This window comes from Candidatus Reidiella endopervernicosa, assembly GCF_013343005.1.
Classification (GTDB): domain Bacteria; phylum Pseudomonadota; class Gammaproteobacteria.
Genome location: NZ_CP054491.1, coordinates 863,555 through 882,053 on the forward strand (window position 1 = coordinate 863,555; position 18,499 = coordinate 882,053).

Below are 18,499 nucleotides of genomic sequence, written 5' to 3' on the forward strand. Positions count from 1 at the left end.
AATTCCAGTGTATTTATAGCTTAGCGGACCAGCTTGATCAGTGTGCCGGGTTTGGGTTCGCCGTCGGGGTAGAGGGCGTTGAGTAGTCTCAGCTGCTCCTCGGCGTGCTCGGGGATTGGACTCTTAGCTGCCAGTGAAGAGAAGCGATCCTTGCTGTTGGCTGTACGAATGTGAAGTTGCTGCGGTTGAGCGAGCTGGTGTTCACGGTTACTCAGGGTGTGGAACGAGCGGGCCGTGTTGAGAAATTGCTGATCATAACGATAGGGTTTTTTGCTGCCCTTGGCCGCTCCCTTGAAGATATAGGCGTTGCGATCATGGTAGAGCACGGTGATGCGTCCCTTGCGTTTGCCGTAGGGGGTGCTCAGTTGAGTAATGGCGGTGTAACCGCGCAATCCTTTATGGTCGATCTGCTCGCCGTGTTGCAGCTTCTTTAGGCCTAGTCGTTTTGTTATGAAGGCGCGTGGTTCGATGCGACGATTGATGTCCTGCATCTTGAGTGAGAACCAGCCATCATTGGCTGCCGATTTGGCCACCAGCTCATCGCTGCGATTCTCGACCTTCCAACCCTTCGGCAGGTCCAGACCGATATCGAGGTCAGTGTGGTAGAAGCGGTTATTACGCACCACCCCCTGATCGGCGCTGGGGCCAAAGACCAGCCCCTCGAGATGCTGCTTGAAGGTATTGCTGCCATTTACGTATCCCTTGGTCTGATACTTTTTGGCGGCCTGCACTACCTTCTTGAAACGGTGATCATTCTCGGGATGGGTGGAGAAGAGGCCGTGGTAGGCGCGTGGCTCGCGTTTCTCCTCTTTCGCGCGCAGTTTCTCAAACAGCTCCTGGTTTTTTAAGACGCTGACCACCCGAATCATCGCATTAGGGTCGTAGCCGCTTCGGGCCAGGTACTCAGCGCCGAGTCGATCCGACTCCAGCTCATGTTCACGTCCGTAACCTCGGACGACAGCGGTGCCGATCACATTGGCCAGGCTTTGGGCGCCGGACACGCCGACGCGTGAGGCGACAACAGAACCGAGTAGGCCGGTGGCGGTAGCAGTACTATGACGCCGAACAGAGTGGCGGGCGGTGACGTGCCCAATCTCGTGACCAAGGACGGCGGCCAGCTCGGCCTCGGAGTTGAGGTAGGCGAGCAGGCCGCGAGTGATGTAGATGTAACCACCCGGCAGGGCGAAGGCGTTGACGTCAGTGCTGTCGACGAGCGTGAAGCGGAATACCAGATTACTGCGATGGCTCGATTTGGCTAGCTTGTCGCCAATGCGCTGAATATAGCGCTGTAGCTCAGGGGCATCGTAGGGTTTGTACTGTTTCAGCACCGACTGGTGATACTGGCGCCCGAGTGCGATCTCCTGATCTTCACTCATCAATACAAAATCCTGCGCACCCGTCACCGGATTGGTTGAGCAGGCGCCCAGCAGAATGAGAGGCAGCAGCAGTGCGGCTAACAGGTAACGCTTGATGATGAGGTGTGAGGGTGTCTGTCTCATGTTTCTATGGACTGGTTGATGGCCTGCTCTCAAGAGGTGTCATGGGTGAAAGTGTAGGAACAGAAGCTGTGTAACCGCAAGCGTGGCGGCTGCCCATTTTCATGGAGGTGGGTGGTGCTAATCAACCACTGAGAGTGGGAGGGATTTATCGCGAGAGTTTTGAGCAACAAAAAAGGGCGCCGAGGCGCCCTTTTTCACGATGATTTTGTGCTTATCGACCGTACTTGTTACGGAACTTGTCGATACGACCGCCGGTGTCGAGGATCTTCTGCTTGCCAGTGTAGAAGGGGTGGCATTGTGAGCAGACTTCGATTTGCAGATCCTTACCAACAGTTGAGCGCGTGGTGAAGCTGCTACCACAACTGCAGGTTACGTTTACATCGTTGTAAGCGGGATGGATGTCCGATTTCATTTCTGTAGCCTCTGTCTGTTTCTATCCGCTTCCAACGCTTTGGAGGCGGCCCATCGGCCTGATGCCGATCGCAAGGCGGAGGATTGTACGTCAACAGAACCCGGACGACAAGGGCAGGGCCGATTAATGCTTTTTAGGCTCGCGAGGGTGGTAGCGAATGACCTTCGCCTTCGGTAGTTGTCGGTATTGGCCATCGGGTGGAGGGTTGCTAAGACTCGACATAGTTGCCAGCAGACCGCCTTCACCCAGCACGGTATTCATCATCATATCGTTGATCTTAACGCAGGCGCCTAGAGGTGATGAGGAGAGCCGTCGAATCTGATCAATACGCCACTGTAGGCGGCGCAGTCTGGTCTGGCTGCGACTGGCGCAACGGGAGATCTGTCCCTCGAGCAGTTCGCTTCGTCGCGCCTCAAAGGCGGCGGGATCGGCATTTGCCAGGTCTGACCACTCGTCGAAGTCTATGCGTGCTGACGCTGCTAAACCCATAGTAACTCTCCCGCACTAACGGACCGTCAAAGGGGTAAAAAATCCCCCTCCTTTGAAAATAACACATCACCGTGATGTTGCCAGTTATGCATGTAACCAATTGATTAAGCTGTGTTAATGGTCGCGTTTTGTGGGGTTTGTAGGGTGGGCAGTCCAGGTTTGGAAATTAGCTAACAAAGAGGCCGAGAAGCTCGTTGAGATGGAGTCTACCTGTCGCCGTAGGTTTGATCTGGTATTCATCCACTTCGATCAGGCCGCGATCTTGCGCGATCTGTAGTGGGGATGCGATAGAAGAGAGTTCAAGCCCAGTGCGCTGTTTAAATAGATCGAGTTCAAATCCCTGGTTGAGTCGGAGTGCATTCATCATGAATTCCAGTGCACGGTCTTCTAAGCTCAGGCGCGACTCACCGCTGATTACGCTGGAGCTGGTTGCCTGTTGTAGGTAGCTGCGAGGATGGCGTTGGCGCCAGCGCCGCAAAACAGTGTTAGCAGCGGTCAGCTTGGCGTGTGCGCCAGCACCAATACCAAGGTAGTCACCAAACTGCCAGTAGTTGAGGTTGTGGATACACTGCTGTGCTTCGCGGCTGTAAGCGGAGATTTCGTACTGCTGGTAACCGTGGGTATCGAGGAGTTCGATTCCAGACCGCTGTACGCGCCAGAGTGCATCGTCATCGGGCAGGGAGGGTGGAGGGGCGTGGTGGAAGGCGGTATTGGGCTCCAGGGTTAGCTGATACCAGGAGATGTGACCGGGATCGAGATCGATCGCCGTCTGTAGATCTCGCAGTGTCTGCGCCTGTGATGCACCAGGCAGACCAAACATCAGGTCGAGGTTAATACGCTCGAAACCTGCCCGCTGGGCGGACTCTACAGCGCGAACCGCCTCGTCCCTGTCGTGGATGCGACCGATACTCTTTAGTGCGTGGTCATCAAAGCTCTGTACCCCGATCGAGAGACGGTTAACACCGGCGCTGCGGTAGCCGCCGAAATGGTGCTGCTCAAGGGTTCCGGGATTGGCCTCCAGGGTAATCTCGATTTTATCGGCAAAGCGCAGTCGGTTCTCGAGCGCCTCGATGAGTCGGTCGATCTGCTCGGGAGCAAACAGCGAAGGGGTACCGCCGCCAAAGAAGATCGAGACGATCTCGCGTCCTGCCACCAGAGGTAGGTCGTGCTCAAGATCGGCCAGCAGCGCATCGATATATTCGTGCTGTGGGATCTTCTCCCCAGGCTCGTGCGAGTTGAAGTCGCAGTAGGGGCATTTACGCACGCACCACGGAAAGTGGACGTAGAGTGAGAGTGGCGGTAGCGCCAGCATGCTCATCAGAGATAGCGGGCGAGCATCCCCATCTCGCTGCCATCGGCAGGAAGCGGAATGCGCACCCGATAGTCGGAGCCGGGCGCCTCATCCATTGCGTTGCCCTTCATATCCTGCATCGACTCGAGCTTGAAACGGATGTTGCCGCTGGGGCGAATCAGCTCCAGCTCATCACCGACACCGAACTTGTTCTTAGCCAACACCTCAGTTAGGCCGCTCGCCTCGTCATGGCCAGTTATCTCGGCAACATACTGTTGGGTGGCGCTTTCGGAGCGGTTCTGGTGATAATTCTGTGTCTCAACGTGGGCGTGGCGATTGTAGAAACCGCTGGTGTAACCGCGACTGGCCAGGGCATCTAGATTTTCGACCAGATTGGGGTTGAAGGGACGACCCTCAACCGCATCGTCAATCGCCTGGCGGTAGATCTGCGCGGCACGCGCGGTGTAGTAGACCGACTTGGTGCGCCCCTCGATCTTCAGTGAGTCGACGCCGATCTCGACCAGTCGGTCGACATACTCCACTGCACGAAGATCCTTGGAATTCATGATATAGGTGCCGTGCTCATCCTCCATCACCGGCATCAACTCGCCCGGACGCTCCTTCTCCTCGATCAGATAGAGATCATCGGCCTGTGGATGACGCTCCTCTAGAGATTCGGGGGTATAGATCTGCACCGCATCGCCACTCTGATCCTCCTCGGCGGGTTTCACCTTGTAGTCCCAGCGGCAGGCGTTGGTGCAGCTCCCCTGGTTGGCATCGCGATGGTTGAAGTATCCGGAGAGCAGGCAACGGCCGGAGTAGGCGATGCAGAGCGCGCCGTGTACAAAGACCTCAAGCTCCATATCGGGGCAGCGCTGACGAATATCCTCAATCTCATCCAGCGAGAGCTCGCGCGAGAGGATAATTCGACTGACGCCGACCGACTTCCAGAAATTGACCGCCGCGTAGTTGACGGTGTTGGCCTGCACCGAGAGGTGGATCGGTATCTCTGGCCAACGCTCACGCACCAGCATGATCAGGCCGGGGTCGGCCATGATCAGCGCATCGGGTTTGAGCGCTGCCAGCGGCTCCATATCGGCCATGAAGGTGTCGACCTTGTTGTTGTGCGGCAGCAGATTACAGGCAACAAAGAGCTGCTTGCCGAGCATCCGCGCCTCATCCATGCCGATGGCCAGATTATCAAGGTCGAAGCTGTTGTTGCGCACCCGCAGGCTGTAGCGCGGCATTCCGGCGTAGACTGCATCGGCACCGAAGGCGTAGGCGTAGCGCAGGTGTTTGAGTGTGCCAGCGGGGGCGAGAAGTTCGGGGCGTCTATTCATGGCGAGAGGTCGTGTTTAACAGCGGCGTTGGCCGTAGGGCAGCGACTAGACGATTAGTCGTCCAGGCTGGTGTTGTTGGGAAGCAGGCTGTCAGGGATCATCTTGCCCTCTGCGGTCATGGTTTTTCGCACGCAGCGGTCCTGTTTAGTGCTCTTACAGTAGTTGTTTATCCAGATGTATTTAATATCGGAGTTGAAACGATCCCAAACGGGGCACTTGTCCAGATATTCGCAGTCACTCATCTCATTGGTACCTCGTCAGCTGACCCGCATCACAGATAGAAATTTCTGCAGCGCCTGTCCACGATGACTGAGTCGGTTTTTAATCTCTGCAGGCAGTTCCGCAGAGGAGCAATCCTGCTCGGGCACGTAGAAGACCGGGTCGTAACCGAAACCGTTCTCGCCATGAGATGTGTTCAGGATGCGGCCGTTCCATGTTCCCTGGCAGATGATCGGTGTAGGGTCCTCGGCGTGGCGCATGTAGACGATTACGCACTGGAAGCGAGCGCTGCGAAGATTCTGCGGAACATCCTGTAGGTCTGTCAGTAGCTTCTGCAGGTTCTGCTCATCGCTGGCACCGACGCCGGCAAAACGGGCCGAGTAGATACCGGGTGCGCCGTGCAGGGCATCGACCTCTAATCCCGAGTCATCAGCAAGCGCAGGCAGGCCGGTGTGCTGGGCGGCGTTGCGCGCCTTAAGAATGGCGTTCTCAACAAAGGTAAGGCCGGTCTCCTCGGCCTCGACCACTTCAAAATCGGATTGTGGTACTACCTCAAGGTCGATGTCGGCCAGTAGCTGATTGAACTCGCGTACCTTGCCGGCGTTTCCCGAGGCTAGAACGATCTTTTTCATAATGTTTCATCCAGTACCGCGCGCTGATGCGCAAGTAGCTCGCCAATGCCTTTCTCTGCCAGGGCCAACATCGCCTGTAGCTCACTCATGGAGTAGGGGTGACCTTCGGCGGTGCCCTGTACCTCGATGAAGTTGCCACTGTTCTCCATTACAACATTCATATCAGTCTCGGCGTTGCAGTCCTCATCGTAGTCGAGATCGAGTACTGGTGTACCTTCAAAGATACCGACCGAGACCGATGCGATCGCCGTGCGCATTGGATCTTTACTGATCTTCTTCTCGGCGATCAGGTGGCGTATGGCATCGACCAGGGCAACATAACCACCGGTGATTGAAGCGGTGCGGGTGCCGCCATCGGCCTGAATCACATCGCAGTCGATCATGATGCTGTGCTCACCAAGTGCCTTGAGATCAACGGCGGCACGTAGTGAGCGGCCGATCAGGCGTTGGATCTCCATGGTACGTCCCCCCTGTTTACCGCGTGCCGCTTCGCGACCCATACGTGAGCCGGTGGAGCGTGGCAGCATGCCGTACTCAGCGGTAACCCAACCCTGGCCCTTACCACGCAACCAGCCCGGCAGACGCTCCTCAACCGAGGCGGTGCAGAGCACCTTGGTATCACCAGACTCAACCAACACCGAACCCTCGGCGTGTTTGGTATATCGACGGGTGAAGTGGATCGACCTCATTTCATCGGGTTGACGACCGCTGGGTCGCATAGTTGATCTCTCTAGTTGGTTGCCAAGGGCGCAGAGTATATGCCAATCGGGCTGCTACTGGGTATGTTGGCGCACTTCGGATGCACGCAGTAGTGGCCGATCCCCGAAGGGCGGCTACTTGGGGTCGCCCATCTCGGAACCGTACTTATCGAGTGCCCGTTCGATCTCATCAAGTGCCTGGTCCAGAGAGCCGCCTTGTTGGCTTGGCGTTGGTTTTACTATCGGTTTTTCGGACTCTTCGGCGCTGTTGTTGGTGAGGTAGCGGAAGGCTATCAGGCTGATGTTGTCGCTGTGGGGGTAGCTGCTTAATTCGGCCTGGTCGGCGAGTTGATCGGCAGCCTGATCAAGGTCCTCCTCTTCGAGTGCCTTGATCAGAAGTGACTCTTTGAGGCTATTCCACAGACCGTCGGAGCAGAGCAGCAGCTCATCTCCCGGCTCAAGAGAGGCGCTATCGAATGCAGGAGTCTGTGCCGATTTGCTACCGCCGACACACTGCGTGACGGTGTTGCGCATCGGGTGGTGCTCTACCTCAGAGCGTTTGATTTTGCCGCTCCTGAGCAGGTCTTCGACGTAGCTGTGGTCGCGGGTGCGTACGATAATTTCACCACTCGAGACGGTAGAGCCGGCATCGCAAGTGCGCCCAGCGGCCTTGCTGCTGCCCGGAGATCAGGGGCCACGATTACGGCGGTGGTGGCGAGGCCATCGGTGGGCATTGAGTCGTCTGCTGCCACGCGCCCAGATCTTCCTGGATCGAGGCGAATAGCTGAGGCCTGCTGAGAAGATCGTCCCGGCTTGAACGGGCAGCGACACAGTTGCGGTGAGACGACGATCGATCGATCAGGTCTCGCTGCCGAGCTCTCTCTGGCGATGACCACCCATGCCCATCGGCGCATCAGCACGTGAATCGTCCGCGCTCACGGTGCCGCGATACGGTCTGGTCTGATGGCCGAGTTGCCGGAAGTCCCCATTGTCGGACTCACTCGTAGTTGGGCTGTGCTCACGACTTGCTTCAGAGCTGCCGGCGACCATGCCGAGCATCTCACTGCGGGCGTACCAAGTACTCCGCTGACTTCGGGTTGCCGCAGTGATGGGTGGCTATCGATTCCCCTAAGTGCACAGGAAGGACTGTCAACTTTTTGCGCCGAAGTTGCGGGTCCGATCTATGCCGTCAGATCGCCTCTACAGGTCGGCCAAGTAGACGCTTTGCCGGTAGAGAGGACGGGTGCGATGTTTCGTGCTCAGCTACCTTGCATCGAGGTGCGCCGCCCCTGAACAGAGCAGGTGGCTCCGATGGCGTGGTATCGTCGGGCCGCATACGCGCGATTGGTACTCTCAGACGGTGAGTAGCCGTGTGCGAGATGATGACTCCAGCTGTGACTGACGCTGCTGCCGAGTGAGTGCACGGCCCAAATCAGACGACAGGGCCGCCGCCGGACGCAAGGGATGCTGCCGGTTAGATGTCGAGGTCGCATGTGGGGCTGTGTGGGCTTTCACCCCGATCAGTAGGGGGAAAGACGGTGCGGATGAACTGCTCGCTCAGGTTGCCGCTGCGCCCCTCAATATAGGCCTGTAGATTCTTCCCCTCTTCATAGACCATCACCATGTAGACCGTTTCGTTGGCACGGAAGAAGCTAGGGACGTGCACGATGTTGTCGTGCTCCAACTTAGCTAGTGCGCTCGCCTCCTGAAAGAAGAGGCGGCGACCACGCAGATAACGGTCGGTCATCTGATCGGACTCAGGCACCACGCGCAGATATTCCTCGCGGCGAGCCAGTTTGGAGGGGATGTACTCTTTGATGACTACCTTGTGCCCGGTGCGATTGTCGTGCGCCAAATAGACGATACTAAAGCCGCCTCGACTCAGGGTGCGGTCGATGGTGTAGTGGTCGAGCACCGTTCCATCTGGCAGGCTTTGCGTGGCTCTATTCATCTCGATCAGTATGGGGGATTGTGTTGGCCAATTCTCAGGAACGCTTCAAAAGTTTAACATCTAGCCCAGATTGTCAAATTCAGGACCGATTATGATCCACAGTATGACCGCCTTTGCCCGTGTTGAACGGCGTGATGAGTGGGGCTCTCTCGCCTGGGAGCTGCGCTCGCTAAATCACCGCTATCTGGAGCTGTCGCTACGCCTGCCCGAAGAGTTGCGGCCGATGGAGGCGCTGGTCAGAGAGCGCGCTACAGTCCTCCTGGGGCGCGGCAAGGTGGAGTGTGCGCTCTTCTACCGTCCCAGCAGTCAGGTGGCTGGGGAGATGGCGGTTAATCGTGACTTCACTGAGAAGTTACTGGCTGCGGTACAGGAGGTGGAGTTGCTGCAGGGGGTTTCCGCCTCCTACAGCCCGATGGAGCTGCTGCGCTGGCCGGGGGTGTTGGAGAGTGTCGAGGCCGACATGACGCCGGTGATTGAGGCGGCAACCGGGTTGCTCGATGGGGCGCTGGAAGAGCTCAAGCAGGGGCGTGCCCGCGAGGGTGAGAAGCTGAAGGCACTGATCGAACAGCGCTGCGCCTCGATTGAGAGTGTTGTAGAACAGGTAAAATCTCGGCTGCCGCAGATCTTAGCGGCGCAGCGTGAACGTCTACGTAGTCGTCTTGCCGAGGTCAGTGGTGAACTCGATTCGGGGCGTCTCGAGCAGGAGATGGTGATCATCGCGCAGAAATCCGACGTCGATGAGGAGCTTGATCGACTGATGGCCCATGTCGCCGAGCTGCGTGAGGTTTTACAGCGCGAAGAGCCGGTGGGTCGCCGGCTCGATTTTCTGATGCAGGAGTTCAATCGTGAGGCCAATACGCTCGGATCGAAATCGTCCGATGCTGAGCTGACCCGCTCCTCGGTCGAGCTGAAGGTACTCATCGAACAGATGCGCGAACAGATCCAGAACATCGAATAATCACAACATTCAACAAACTTAAAGAGGTTTACATGAGCGGTACTCTCTATATCGTTTCTGCCCCCTCAGGTGCAGGTAAGACGAGTCTGGTTAAGGCGCTGATCGAACGCGATGCGACGATCAAGGTTTCAGTTTCACACACCACGCGCGCCTCTCGCCCGGGTGAGGTGGATGGGGTTAACTACCATTTCACTGAGATCGAGCGCTTCAAGGCGCTGGTCGAAGCGGGCGATTTTCTCGAGCATGCGCAGGTGTTTGATAACTTCTATGGCACCTCCAAGGGCGCGGTAGAACAGCAGCTGGCAGCGGGGGATGATGTGATTCTCGAGATCGACTGGCAGGGCGCGCGCCAGGTGCAGGAGATGATGCCGGAGTGCGTCACCATCTTCATTCTCCCTCCATCACGCGAGGCGCTGCGTGAACGGCTTACCGGACGCGGTACCGATTCTGATGAGATTATCGATCGTCGCATGCGTGATGCCGAGAGTGAGATGTCACATTTTGATGAGTTTGAGTTTGTGGTGATCAACGATCAGTTCGAAGCTGCACTCGATGATCTACAGGCCATCTTCAACGCCAACCGCCTGCGACGCGAGGCACAGGACGCATCGCTGCAGGCACGTATGAGTGATCTTCTGGCGTAAGTGGCGGAGTCTGGGTTAGAATCCGCCGTTCCCCTTGCTTGGTGGTGGTCTATTCTGAGACTGTATCGGCAAGGTTAATCTACATTTGGCGGGAGAGTTTGAGAGATGGCACGAGTTACGGTAGAAGATTGTCTGGAGAAGGTCGACAACCAGTTTCAGCTGGTACTGGTCGCTACCAAGCGAGCACGACAGATCTCTAATGGTGCCGATCCCATGCTCCCCGCTGAGAACGACAAGCCGACCGTTATCGCTCTGCGTGAGATCGAAGCGGGTCTGGTTGATGCCTCCATTCTTGATGCCGTTGAGGCGCATGAGCAGGCCGCCGAGTCTCTGGCCGAAGTTGAAGCCAATGTGATGGCCGAAGTGCCACCGGCCGCAGCAGCTACTATTGAAAAGCCTGCTGAGTAAGCAGAGAAAAATCGGCTTGCGGTTCATCCGATCCGGAAGATGAGCGAGGCCGATAACACCCTTCCACAAAGCCCCGATGCCGATGGCGATCGCTTTCTGATTAGCGATCTCTGCCACCAGCTAGAGGGGTATCTCAACGCCGATCAGATTCAGGAGGTCTACCACGCCTACCTGGTTGGCTCTGAGGCCCACGTCGGTCAGGTTCGTCAATCGGGCGAGCCCTACATCTATCATCCCATTGAAGTCGCCTCGATCCTGGCAGAGATGCAGATGGATCATCAGGGCATTGTTGCCGCGATCCTGCATGATGTGATCGAAGATACCGAGATCGCCAAAGATCAGATAGCGGCGCAGTTTGGCGGTGAGGTCGCAGAGCTGGTCGATGGGGTCAGCAAGCTGACCATGATCACCTTCGAGACCAAGGCGCACGCCCAGGCCGAGAACTTTCGCAAGATGATGCTGGCGATGGCGCGCGATATTCGCGTCATCCTGATCAAGCTTGCCGATCGACTGCACAACATGCGTACCCTGGGCGCACTGCGTCCGGAGAAGCGGCGTCGTATCGCCCGTGAGACGCTGGAGATCTACGTGCCGATCGCTACCCGTCTCGGCCTCAACCATGCACGTCTTGAGCTAGAGGATCTCGGCTTCGAGGCCTACTACCCGATGCGTTACCGGATTCTGAGTGAGTCGGTGAAAAAGGCGCGCGGCAATCGGCGCGAGATCCTGGATAAGATCGAGACGGCGATCCATGGCCGTCTGGAACAGGAGTCGTTCGCCTTCCAGCTTGGGAGTCGAGAGAAACACGTCTACAGCATCTACAAAAAGATGATCGAGAAGGATCTCTCCTTCAATGAGGTGATGGATCTCTACGCCTTTCGCATCATCGTCGACGATGTCGATACCTGTTATCGCGCCCTGGGCGTGATGCACAATCTCTACAAGCCGGTACCGGGCAAGTTCAAGGATTACATCGCCATCCCCAAGGCGAACGGTTACCAGTCGTTGCATACCATCCTCTTCGGTCCCTACGGCGTGCCGATCGAAGTACAGATTCGCTCCACCGATATGGATCGGGTGGCCGAATCGGGAATCGCGGCACACTGGCAGTACAAGACCGGCGAGAAACCGACCACCAACGCCCAGGCGCGTGCCCGCGAGTGGCTACAGGGGCTTCTGGAGATGCAGAAGAGCGCGGGTGATTCACTTGAGTTTCTGGAGAACGTCAAGATCGACCTCTTCCCCGACGAGGTCTACGTCTTCACCCCCAAGGGGGAGATTATGGAGATGCCGCGCGGTGCGACGGCGGTCGATTTTGCCTATGCGGTTCATTCCGATATCGGCAACAGCTGTGTGGCAGCGCGTATCGATCGTCGCCTGGTGCCGCTGCGTACGGCACTGCTCAATGGACAGACGGTCGAGGTCATTACCGCACCCGGCGCCCACCCCAATCCCGCCTGGCTCAACTTCGTCTTTACGGGTAAGGCGCGTGCCAATATCCGTAGCTATCTGAAGAATCTGCAGCTCGAGGAGGCGGTGAGCCTCGGGCGGCGTCTGCTCGGCAAGGCGCTGACGGAGCAGTCGAGCAGTCTTGAGCAGCTCGACTCTGAGACCCTCGCCGAGGCACTGCGTGAGATGGGTTTTGAGCAGCTCGACAAGCTGCTGGCCGAGATCGGTCTCGGTAACCGGATGGCACAGCTGGTGGCGCGACGCCTGGCACCACAGGATCACGATGATGAGCAGGCACCGCTTCAGGAACAGAACACACATCACCGAACCCTCTTTATCAAGGGCACCGAGGGGATGGTGGTCAACTTCGCCAAGTGTTGTCGCCCGATTCCAGGAGATCCGATCGTCGGTTTTGTCAGTACCGGACGTGGTTTTGTGATCCATGTGGCGGGGTGTAAAAACGTTGCCGACTATCGTGATCGTCCCGAGATGGCGATTGATGTGCAGTGGGAGCAGGAGGTCGAGGGTGACTTCCCGGTCGAGATGCGTGTCGAGGTGAGTAATGAACGCGGTGTACTGGCTACAGTCGCTGCGGCGATCTCTGAGATGGGTTCCAATATCGATAACGTCGCCATTGAGGAGCGTGATGGACTCACTTCCACCATTACCTTCCTGCTGGCCGTTCACGACCGTCGCCACCTGGCGCGGATTATGCGCCGTATACGCTCCATCGGTTCGGTGCTGCGCATCTATCGCACCCGCTAATTGCTGGCGGCTCAACTAGAATTATCCAAAATATAAATAGATTAGGGAGAACCCAATAGATGGCCAGAGAGATTATCTCTACTGATAAAGCACCCCAGGCGATCGGCACCTACTCGCAGGCGGTCAAGGTCGGCACTACTGTGTACATGTCCGGCCAGATCCCGTTGGTTCCAGAGACAATGGAGCTGATTGATGGGAATATGGAGACGCAGATCCGCCGTGTATTTGACAATCTGACCGCCGTGGCTGAGGCGGCTGGTGGTTCGTTGGCCGATGTGGCGAAGCTCAACGTCTTTCTTATCGATCTGGGTCACTTCCCGCTGGTTAATCAGGTGATGGCCGACTACTTCAGTCAGCCCTATCCTGCACGTGCTGCGATTGGTGTTGCGGCACTGCCCAAGGGGTCTGAGGTTGAGATGGACGCGGTACTCGAGCTCGAGGGCTAGCACCTCTCGGTCATTGCGATGAGCCTCTCACGCCAGCTGACCAATCCGCTTACTCTGATAGCCCTTGCCGTTATCGGTATGGTGGTTATCGATGCAATGTTGCTGGGGCTTTTTCAACCACTGGAGAACTTCTTCGGTGATCGTATGCTGCGAATCCATGCAGCCGAGCAGATTCCTGATCCCGACATCGTCATTGTCGATATCGATGAGCACAGCCTGGCGGAGATGGCCGCCGAGGTGGGGCGTTTCCCTTGGCCACGTTCGGTTCACGCGGAGCTGGTTGAAGGCATAGCTCGTCAACAGCCACGCGCCATCATTTTCGATATTCTCTTTAGTGATCCTGATCTGATGCGCCTCGAGGGTGATGACTATCTGGCCGAGGTGTTGTCCAGGGAGTCGCACATGTTTCTGCCGATGCTGCGTCTAACTGATGGCAATGACGCCGGTGGCCTGTCGCTGGGCGAGCATGGTCGGCGACTTGGAATTATGGCGGGTAAGGCGGCGGTTGAAGATGCTCGGGTCGCGATGGTGTTACCGCTTCCCGCGTTGATCAAGCAGGGTCATCTGGGGGCGATCAACTTTCTTGAAGACGAGGATGGTGTCGGTCGCCGCTACGCGATCGATATCGATGCCTATGGTTGGTCGATCCCTTCCCTGCCGGCCACGGTGAGTAGGGCGCTTAACTATCCGGTGCCAGATCAGGAGAATATCCAGCTAAGCTGGCGTGGTGAGCGGTTGAGCTATCGCCGTATCCCCTACGCCGATCTTTATCAGGATCTGCAGCTACAGCGATCACAGCGTCCCATCTCGGGAGTCGCTATTTTGCGGAAGCATGTTTTGGGCATCCAAGCCCAAGCAAGCGGCAAATACTTAACGCGACCGTTTATGCCTACGGCGCCCCGACCGTCCTGCGTACGTTGCGTAATCACCTCTTCGCGGCTCTACACAACTCCCTCAGTGACTCTACGCCGACATAAAGCCGCTGCTGCATCTTCTTCGTCGTTCGCTCGCGCTCTCAACTACGAATAGGCAGACGGCGTCGACTATCGAGGACTAACCGCCCTCACTTCGCTCTCCATGGCGGTCAGCGAACGAGCTGCGCGACAAGATCGTTATTATCGGCTCAACCGCAACCGGGCTGGTCGATCTGCGTGTGACCCCGATCGATAACGCCTACCCGGCAGTTGAGATCCTCGCGACTGCAATCGATAACCTTAAACGGGGCGACTACCTGCGTAGTGTGCCGAAATGGATTTCACCGTTGCTAGCGGTTCTGATGGTGCTGCTGTTCCTGTTCGGCTTCAGGCGACTGCACAGCCCATTGAAAGTGGGTTTCAGGCTGGCGCTATTTACTCCGCTACTGATGGTGGCGGCCTATGTGGCGCTCGACAGTTATCGCCTTCAGCTACCGCTGTTTGCACCGCTGGCCTACAGCTGGCTCTTTTTTGTTGCCGCCGCACTCTACTCCTATCTCAATGAGCTGCGTGCACGGCAGCGCTCGATTGCGATCTTTAACCGTTTTCTCGATCCACGCGTGGTCGGCGAGCTGGTCGATCATGGTGAGACGGTGTTCGACATGCGAGGTGAGAAACGTGAAGTCACCGTGCTTTTCTCCGATATTCGCGGCTTTACTACCCTCTCCGAGCAGAGCACACCGGAGCAGATCGTGGCGCTGCTCAACGACTACTTCAGTCGACAGGTGAAGGTGATTTTTCACCACGGTGGCACTGTTGATAAGTTTATCGGCGATGCGATTATGGCCTTCTGGGGAGCACCGGTGGATGACCCCGATCAGGCGGTGCATGCGGTAACTGCTGCGCTGGAGATGTCGGAGGCGCTGCTCGCCTTCCGTGAGTCGTTGGGAGAGTCGGGTACCGAGTTCGATATCGGTATCGGTATCCACACCGGACCGGCGGTGGTCGGTTTTATCGGTTCAGAAAACCGCCTCGACTACACGGCAATCGGCGACACGGTAAATCTTGCCAGCCGTATCGAGGGTCAGACCAAGGGACGCTGTCGCGTGCTGGTTTCTGAGGAGACCCGGCAGCGTTGTGGGGAGCTGTTTGACTTCCACGATCACGGTTCCTATAAGGTTAAGGGTAGAGCACAGGAGGTTCGGCTCTATGAGCCGAGGAGAAGTTGATGATTAGAGCCAAAATAGTCCTATTTCTGCTGCTTTCCGCCGTGGCGGGGAGCCTGCTGGCTCGCCCGGCACAGCTGATACGTGATACGAATCTACACAAAGAACCCTACCGCGATGCCCAGGTGGTTGAGAAGCTCGAGGCTAAGAGCAAGCTCGAGGTGATCAAACGCCGTGGCGGCTGGTATCGGGTCACCAGTCAATCTGGCGTCGAGGGGTGGGTGCGTATGACCACTCTGCGTTTTATCGTCGCTGAGGGTGAAAAGAGGCGTGAGAGTGCAAGCGGCCTCGATGAGGCTGCCAGCATGCTGACGACGGGACGCTCGGGCAGCAGCGGTGTGACCACCGCGACCGGTATCCGCGGCCTCAGCTCTGAAGAGCTCACAGACTCATCGCCCGATCGCGGGCAGCTTGAATCGCTCGATAAAAACGCAGTGAGTAAAAGAGATGCCAAGGGCTTTGCAAAAAAGGAGGGATTGAAGGCACAAGATCTCGACTATCTCTCCGATGAGGATATGGAAGAGTTACCTGACCCCGAGCCTGAGAGCGGTAGTAATAGCAACGACTTCTTCGACAGCCTGGGGAATGAATGATGATTAAACCGTGGTTTTCGATTCTGGGCGTCGTGGCAGGTGTCGTGTTATTGACTATTCCTGCCCAGGCGGGATTTTCGATTGGTGGTTTTTCGATTGGCGGCAGTGGTGGTGATGTTGAAGGAATTGATATCGGTCGTATCGTCAGCTCAGGTAGCAAGGTCTTCAAGGGTGTCTCCGATGAGGATGAGCTGGAGATTGGCCATGAAGCGGCGGCGGTGCTGCTAGGTGTTGCACCGCTGGTCAAAGATCGTCGGATACAGAAGTATGTAAACCGTGTCGGTCACTGGGTGGCACTGCAGACCGAGCGCCCCGACATCGCCTGGCGTTTTGGGGTGCTCGATACCGATGCGGCGAATGCCTTTGCGGCACCTGGTGGATATGTCTTTATCACCCGTGGCTTGCTGATGCGTATGCAGAGTGAGGCGGAGCTGGCGGGTGTGCTCGCCCATGAGTGCGCCCATGTGCTGGTGAAACACCACCTCAAGGCGGTAGAGACCAATGCGCAGCTTGATCTGGCCGGTGCGCTGGCCGGTGCGGCGGTCGATCGAGAAGACCGCTTCCTGCTCAATCGACTCAGCAGCGGTTTTCAGGAGATCTACGCACGTGGCCTCGATAAGGATGATGAGTATCAGGCCGATCGTATGGGTGTGGTGATCGCCGCACGTGCTGGCTACGATCCCTACGGCCTGCATGCCATGTTGCAGACCCTCGCCGCGACCGACCCAGACGATAGTGCGCTCGCCTTCATGTTCAAGACCCATCCCCATCCGGGAGATCGGCTTGAAGAGCTGGAGGGTGGCTATGATCATCTCGATCCGCATGCTGACCAGCCGAGTGTTGAGCGCCGCTTCCAGCAACAAGTTGTAACGCTTCATTGATGAACGCAATTGATCGACGCTGGCGCTGCACACAGCGCCAATTACTTCTGTGCTGTGCGCTACTGCTGCTCCTTCTTCCCTATCAAACACTCATTGCAGCCGATGAAGTTGGTACCGTAACCCTCAGTGAGGGGGCTGCGGAGCTGATTCGCGGCACCGCTGTCTACCAGCTCGAGCCGGGGGTGATGGTCGAGCAGGATGACATTATCGAGACGGCCGCAGGGGCGCGTGTTCAGCTCGAGATGGTCGATCAGACGCTGCTCGATATTGGTGAGAGCTCCACACTGCATCTGGTGCGCTACCAGATCGGCACCGACCAGCGTCTCGAAGCGGCTGATGTCTCGCTGCTGAAGGGGTGGCTGCGCTTTGTGACCGGATTGATCCAGCCTGAGCGCACGGTTAACTATTCAACTCCCTTTATTAACCTTGGTATCAAAGGTACTCAGGGCGTGATCTCGGTCGCTGACGGAGAGCAGGATGTGCTGCTGGAAGAGGGTGAGGTTGAAGTCGATCTGATCGATCAGCAGGCGCTGCATCGTCGAGCCGGTCGCCTGCGTGCCGGTGAGCACTTTGAGCTCTCGCGGGGATTTACCCGGTTCCATCAGCGGCTGCAGGTTCGTTTTGGGAGTCGTCTGCCCAAGCACTACAAACAGAAGACCGTAAGACACCTGAAGAAACTGAAAAAGCGCAAGATCAAAGCCAAGAAACTGCGCGCGGCGGGTTATAACGACATCAAGTGGCTATTGGCATCACGACCCGAGCTGCGTAAGAAGTTCATCAAACGATTTAGTGAACGGCTCAAGGATCCCACCTTCCGACGCGCGGTACGCAATAATCTGAACAAGCACCCTGAGTGGCGTGATCGCTTGATCGAGAAGCGTAACAAGCAGAAGAAGCAGAAAAAGAAAAAAAGGATAAATCGAGATAGTTGCGATGGATTGCGTCGCCGTCACTTAATCAACAGTGAGATGCCGCTGATTAAGAGAATGGCACTAATGATGCGCACAAAGGTCTGTGGCGTCAGATTGGTGTGGATATGACCGCCGATATAGAGCCCGGTTGCTATTAACGGTAGTGAGGCGGCGATCAGGTAGAGGGTGTCGAGCGTATAGAAACCTGAGAGGGTAAAGCCGACCAGCCGCGCACCGCCATCGAGCAGAAAGATCATCGCCACGGTGCCTCGGAATGCGACCTTGTTCAGTTGGCGTAGCCGCAGATAGACCACGGTGAAGGGGCCGCCAGTTCCGAACATTGTGCCGACCAGTCCCGCCAGCAGTCCCATCGGTACAGCCCAGAGTCGTGGCCCCTTCGGCTCGGGGAGTGGCAGCAGGGTGTAGATGGCGTAGCCGATGATAAAGACCGCCAGGATGTTCTTCAGTAGCGCCTGGTCGAGGCTCTTGAGCAGAAATAGTGCGGTGACGATGCCGATCAGGGTGAAGGGAAGCAGCGGCAGCAGTTCGCGCCACTGAATATGGTGCAGATTGCGGATGGAGTGAGCGAGGGAACAGAGGTTGTCGAGCAGTACCACCATCGGTACGACGATCTGCAGCGGTAGAATCAGCGCCAGCGGTGGTACCGCGACCAGTGCCGAGCCGAAGCCTGAGATACCGCGTACCAGATAGGCAGTAAATAGAATTGCGGCAGCAAAGAGTAGCTGCGCTGTGGTAAGAGTCTCGATCAGCAT

General features: G+C 57.0%; 22 protein-coding genes. 10 read left to right on the forward strand and 12 right to left on the reverse strand.

Annotated features, from left to right (window positions below; translation table 11 throughout):
* Positions 1–20 precede the first annotated feature (20 nt).
* The 11 genes from HUE57_RS04850 to HUE57_RS04900 all read right to left on the reverse strand — a co-directional run bounded on the left by HUE57_RS04850 (position 21) and on the right by HUE57_RS04900 (position 8,531).
* Positions 21–1,499 carry a M48 family metalloprotease gene (locus HUE57_RS04850; protein ID WP_236725583.1) on the reverse strand — a complete coding sequence of 493 codons (1,479 nt, stop codon included), beginning with the start codon at positions 1,497–1,499 and terminating at the stop codon, positions 21–23.
* A gap of 211 nt (positions 1,500–1,710) precedes the next feature.
* The gene (gene rpmE / locus HUE57_RS04855; RefSeq protein WP_078482054.1) at positions 1,711–1,911 is read right to left on the reverse strand and encodes a 50S ribosomal protein L31; all 201 of its coding nucleotides are present in this window, start codon (positions 1,909–1,911) and stop codon (positions 1,711–1,713) included.
* A 123-nt stretch (positions 1,912–2,034) separates the two neighbouring features.
* Positions 2,035–2,400, reverse strand: a complete 366-nt coding sequence (locus HUE57_RS04860; protein ID WP_078482055.1) for a DUF3135 domain-containing protein — start codon at positions 2,398–2,400, stop codon at positions 2,035–2,037.
* A gap of 166 nt (positions 2,401–2,566) precedes the next feature.
* The gene (hemW, locus tag HUE57_RS04865; RefSeq protein WP_078482056.1) at positions 2,567–3,718 is read right to left on the reverse strand and encodes a radical SAM family heme chaperone HemW; all 1,152 of its coding nucleotides are present in this window, start codon (positions 3,716–3,718) and stop codon (positions 2,567–2,569) included.
* Entirely contained in the window at positions 3,718–5,031 is a 1,314-nt protein-coding gene (trhP, locus tag HUE57_RS04870; protein ID WP_078482057.1) for a prephenate-dependent tRNA uridine(34) hydroxylase TrhP, read from the reverse strand. Before trhP ends, hemW begins: the two co-directional genes overlap by 1 nt.
* 53 nt (positions 5,032–5,084) lie before the next feature.
* The gene (locus HUE57_RS04875) at positions 5,085–5,273 is read right to left on the reverse strand and encodes a hypothetical protein (protein WP_078482058.1); all 189 of its coding nucleotides are present in this window, start codon (positions 5,271–5,273) and stop codon (positions 5,085–5,087) included.
* A gap of 15 nt (positions 5,274–5,288) precedes the next feature.
* Positions 5,289–5,882, reverse strand: coding sequence for an XTP/dITP diphosphatase (locus tag HUE57_RS04880; RefSeq protein WP_078482059.1), 594 nt, complete (start codon positions 5,880–5,882; stop codon positions 5,289–5,291).
* Positions 5,879–6,601 (reverse strand): ribonuclease PH, encoded by a 723-nt coding sequence (gene rph, locus HUE57_RS04885; protein ID WP_078482060.1) that lies wholly within the window; start codon positions 6,599–6,601, stop codon positions 5,879–5,881. The genes HUE57_RS04880 and rph overlap by 4 nt, the downstream gene beginning before the upstream one ends.
* A 114-nt stretch (positions 6,602–6,715) precedes the next feature.
* The gene (locus HUE57_RS04890; protein ID WP_174672816.1) at positions 6,716–7,114 is read right to left on the reverse strand and encodes a PP2C family protein-serine/threonine phosphatase; all 399 of its coding nucleotides are present in this window, start codon (positions 7,112–7,114) and stop codon (positions 6,716–6,718) included.
* Between the two features lie 324 nt (positions 7,115–7,438).
* The gene (locus HUE57_RS04895; RefSeq protein ID WP_236860687.1) at positions 7,439–7,639 is read right to left on the reverse strand and encodes a hypothetical protein; all 201 of its coding nucleotides are present in this window, start codon (positions 7,637–7,639) and stop codon (positions 7,439–7,441) included.
* A gap of 415 nt (positions 7,640–8,054) precedes the next feature.
* Positions 8,055–8,531 carry a protein kinase domain-containing protein gene (locus tag HUE57_RS04900; protein WP_174672818.1) on the reverse strand — a complete coding sequence of 159 codons (477 nt, stop codon included), beginning with the start codon at positions 8,529–8,531 and terminating at the stop codon, positions 8,055–8,057.
* A gap of 91 nt (positions 8,532–8,622) precedes the next feature.
* Between HUE57_RS04900 and HUE57_RS04905 the strand changes: the two genes are divergently transcribed.
* From HUE57_RS04905 to HUE57_RS04950, 10 genes are all read left to right on the forward strand, one after another.
* Positions 8,623–9,489, forward strand: coding sequence for a YicC/YloC family endoribonuclease (locus HUE57_RS04905; RefSeq protein ID WP_078482063.1), 867 nt, complete (start codon positions 8,623–8,625; stop codon positions 9,487–9,489).
* Positions 9,490–9,521: 32 nt separating this feature from the next.
* Positions 9,522–10,133, forward strand: a complete 612-nt coding sequence (gene gmk / locus HUE57_RS04910) for a guanylate kinase (RefSeq protein ID WP_078482064.1) — start codon at positions 9,522–9,524, stop codon at positions 10,131–10,133.
* A gap of 105 nt (positions 10,134–10,238) precedes the next feature.
* Complete coding sequence (gene rpoZ, locus HUE57_RS04915; RefSeq protein ID WP_078482065.1) at positions 10,239–10,541, forward strand: DNA-directed RNA polymerase subunit omega; 303 nt, start codon at positions 10,239–10,241, stop codon at positions 10,539–10,541.
* A gap of 39 nt (positions 10,542–10,580) precedes the next feature.
* Positions 10,581–12,755, forward strand: a complete 2,175-nt coding sequence (spoT, locus tag HUE57_RS04920) for a bifunctional GTP diphosphokinase/guanosine-3',5'-bis pyrophosphate 3'-pyrophosphohydrolase (RefSeq protein WP_078482066.1) — start codon at positions 10,581–10,583, stop codon at positions 12,753–12,755.
* Between the two features lie 59 nt (positions 12,756–12,814).
* Entirely contained in the window at positions 12,815–13,201 is a 387-nt protein-coding gene (locus HUE57_RS04925) for a RidA family protein (protein WP_078482067.1), read from the forward strand.
* Between the two features lie 18 nt (positions 13,202–13,219).
* A complete protein-coding gene (locus HUE57_RS04930; RefSeq protein ID WP_174672819.1) occupies positions 13,220–14,230 on the forward strand; it encodes a CHASE2 domain-containing protein in 1,011 nt (336 codons plus the stop codon).
* A gap of 67 nt (positions 14,231–14,297) precedes the next feature.
* A complete protein-coding gene (locus HUE57_RS18995) occupies positions 14,298–15,344 on the forward strand; it encodes an adenylate/guanylate cyclase domain-containing protein (RefSeq protein WP_272902054.1) in 1,047 nt (348 codons plus the stop codon).
* On the forward strand, positions 15,344–15,934 hold the full coding sequence (locus HUE57_RS04940) for an SH3 domain-containing protein (protein WP_078482069.1): 591 nt from the start codon (positions 15,344–15,346) through the stop codon (positions 15,932–15,934). The genes HUE57_RS18995 and HUE57_RS04940 overlap by 1 nt, the downstream gene beginning before the upstream one ends.
* Positions 15,931–16,815: a M48 family metalloprotease gene (locus HUE57_RS04945; protein ID WP_078482070.1), complete on the forward strand. Its 885-nt coding sequence runs from the start codon at positions 15,931–15,933 to the stop codon at positions 16,813–16,815. The genes HUE57_RS04940 and HUE57_RS04945 overlap by 4 nt, the downstream gene beginning before the upstream one ends.
* The gene (locus HUE57_RS04950) at positions 16,815–17,855 is read left to right on the forward strand and encodes a FecR family protein (protein ID WP_078482071.1); all 1,041 of its coding nucleotides are present in this window, start codon (positions 16,815–16,817) and stop codon (positions 17,853–17,855) included. The genes HUE57_RS04945 and HUE57_RS04950 overlap by 1 nt, the downstream gene beginning before the upstream one ends.
* On the opposite strand, the gene HUE57_RS04955 is transcribed toward HUE57_RS04950, so the two are convergent.
* Positions 17,765–18,499 carry a sulfite exporter TauE/SafE family protein gene (locus HUE57_RS04955; protein WP_078482072.1) on the reverse strand — a complete coding sequence of 245 codons (735 nt, stop codon included), beginning with the start codon at positions 18,497–18,499 and terminating at the stop codon, positions 17,765–17,767. The two genes, HUE57_RS04950 and HUE57_RS04955, sit on opposite strands and share 91 nt — an antisense overlap.

Excerpts from the sequence above, each read along its gene's own strand:
- HUE57_RS04925 (WP_078482067.1), top strand. The coding sequence starts at position 12,815 with ATGGCCAGAGAGATTATCTCTACTGATAAAGCACCCCAGGCGATCGGC.
- HUE57_RS04875 (WP_078482058.1), bottom strand. The coding sequence starts at position 5,273 with ATGAGTGACTGCGAATATCTGGACAAGTGCCCCGTTTGGGATCGTTTC.
- HUE57_RS04945 (WP_078482070.1), top strand. The coding sequence starts at position 15,931 with ATGATGATTAAACCGTGGTTTTCGATTCTGGGCGTCGTGGCAGGTGTC.
- HUE57_RS04955 (WP_078482072.1), bottom strand. The coding sequence starts at position 18,499 with ATGCTGATCGAGACTCTTACCACAGCGCAGCTACTCTTTGCTGCCGCA.
- HUE57_RS04900 (WP_174672818.1), bottom strand. The coding sequence starts at position 8,531 with ATGAATAGAGCCACGCAAAGCCTGCCAGATGGAACGGTGCTCGACCAC.
- hemW (WP_078482056.1), bottom strand. The coding sequence starts at position 3,718 with ATGAGCATGCTGGCGCTACCGCCACTCTCACTCTACGTCCACTTTCCG.
- HUE57_RS04860 (WP_078482055.1), bottom strand. The coding sequence starts at position 2,400 with ATGGGTTTAGCAGCGTCAGCACGCATAGACTTCGACGAGTGGTCAGAC.
- spoT (WP_078482066.1), top strand. The coding sequence starts at position 10,581 with ATGAGCGAGGCCGATAACACCCTTCCACAAAGCCCCGATGCCGATGGC.
- HUE57_RS04880 (WP_078482059.1), bottom strand. The coding sequence starts at position 5,882 with ATGAAAAAGATCGTTCTAGCCTCGGGAAACGCCGGCAAGGTACGCGAG.
- HUE57_RS04930 (WP_174672819.1), top strand. The coding sequence starts at position 13,220 with ATGAGCCTCTCACGCCAGCTGACCAATCCGCTTACTCTGATAGCCCTT.
- trhP (WP_078482057.1), bottom strand. The coding sequence starts at position 5,031 with ATGAATAGACGCCCCGAACTTCTCGCCCCCGCTGGCACACTCAAACAC.
- rph (WP_078482060.1), bottom strand. The coding sequence starts at position 6,601 with ATGCGACCCAGCGGTCGTCAACCCGATGAAATGAGGTCGATCCACTTC.
- gmk (WP_078482064.1), top strand. The coding sequence starts at position 9,522 with ATGAGCGGTACTCTCTATATCGTTTCTGCCCCCTCAGGTGCAGGTAAG.
- HUE57_RS04890 (WP_174672816.1), bottom strand. The coding sequence starts at position 7,114 with ATGCGCAACACCGTCACGCAGTGTGTCGGCGGTAGCAAATCGGCACAG.
- HUE57_RS04940 (WP_078482069.1), top strand. The coding sequence starts at position 15,344 with ATGATTAGAGCCAAAATAGTCCTATTTCTGCTGCTTTCCGCCGTGGCG.
- HUE57_RS04850 (WP_236725583.1), bottom strand. The coding sequence starts at position 1,499 with ATGAGACAGACACCCTCACACCTCATCATCAAGCGTTACCTGTTAGCC.
- HUE57_RS04950 (WP_078482071.1), top strand. The coding sequence starts at position 16,815 with ATGAACGCAATTGATCGACGCTGGCGCTGCACACAGCGCCAATTACTT.
- HUE57_RS04895 (WP_236860687.1), bottom strand. The coding sequence starts at position 7,639 with ATGCTCGGCATGGTCGCCGGCAGCTCTGAAGCAAGTCGTGAGCACAGC.
- rpmE (WP_078482054.1), bottom strand. The coding sequence starts at position 1,911 with ATGAAATCGGACATCCATCCCGCTTACAACGATGTAAACGTAACCTGC.
- rpoZ (WP_078482065.1), top strand. The coding sequence starts at position 10,239 with ATGGCACGAGTTACGGTAGAAGATTGTCTGGAGAAGGTCGACAACCAG.
- HUE57_RS04905 (WP_078482063.1), top strand. The coding sequence starts at position 8,623 with ATGATCCACAGTATGACCGCCTTTGCCCGTGTTGAACGGCGTGATGAG.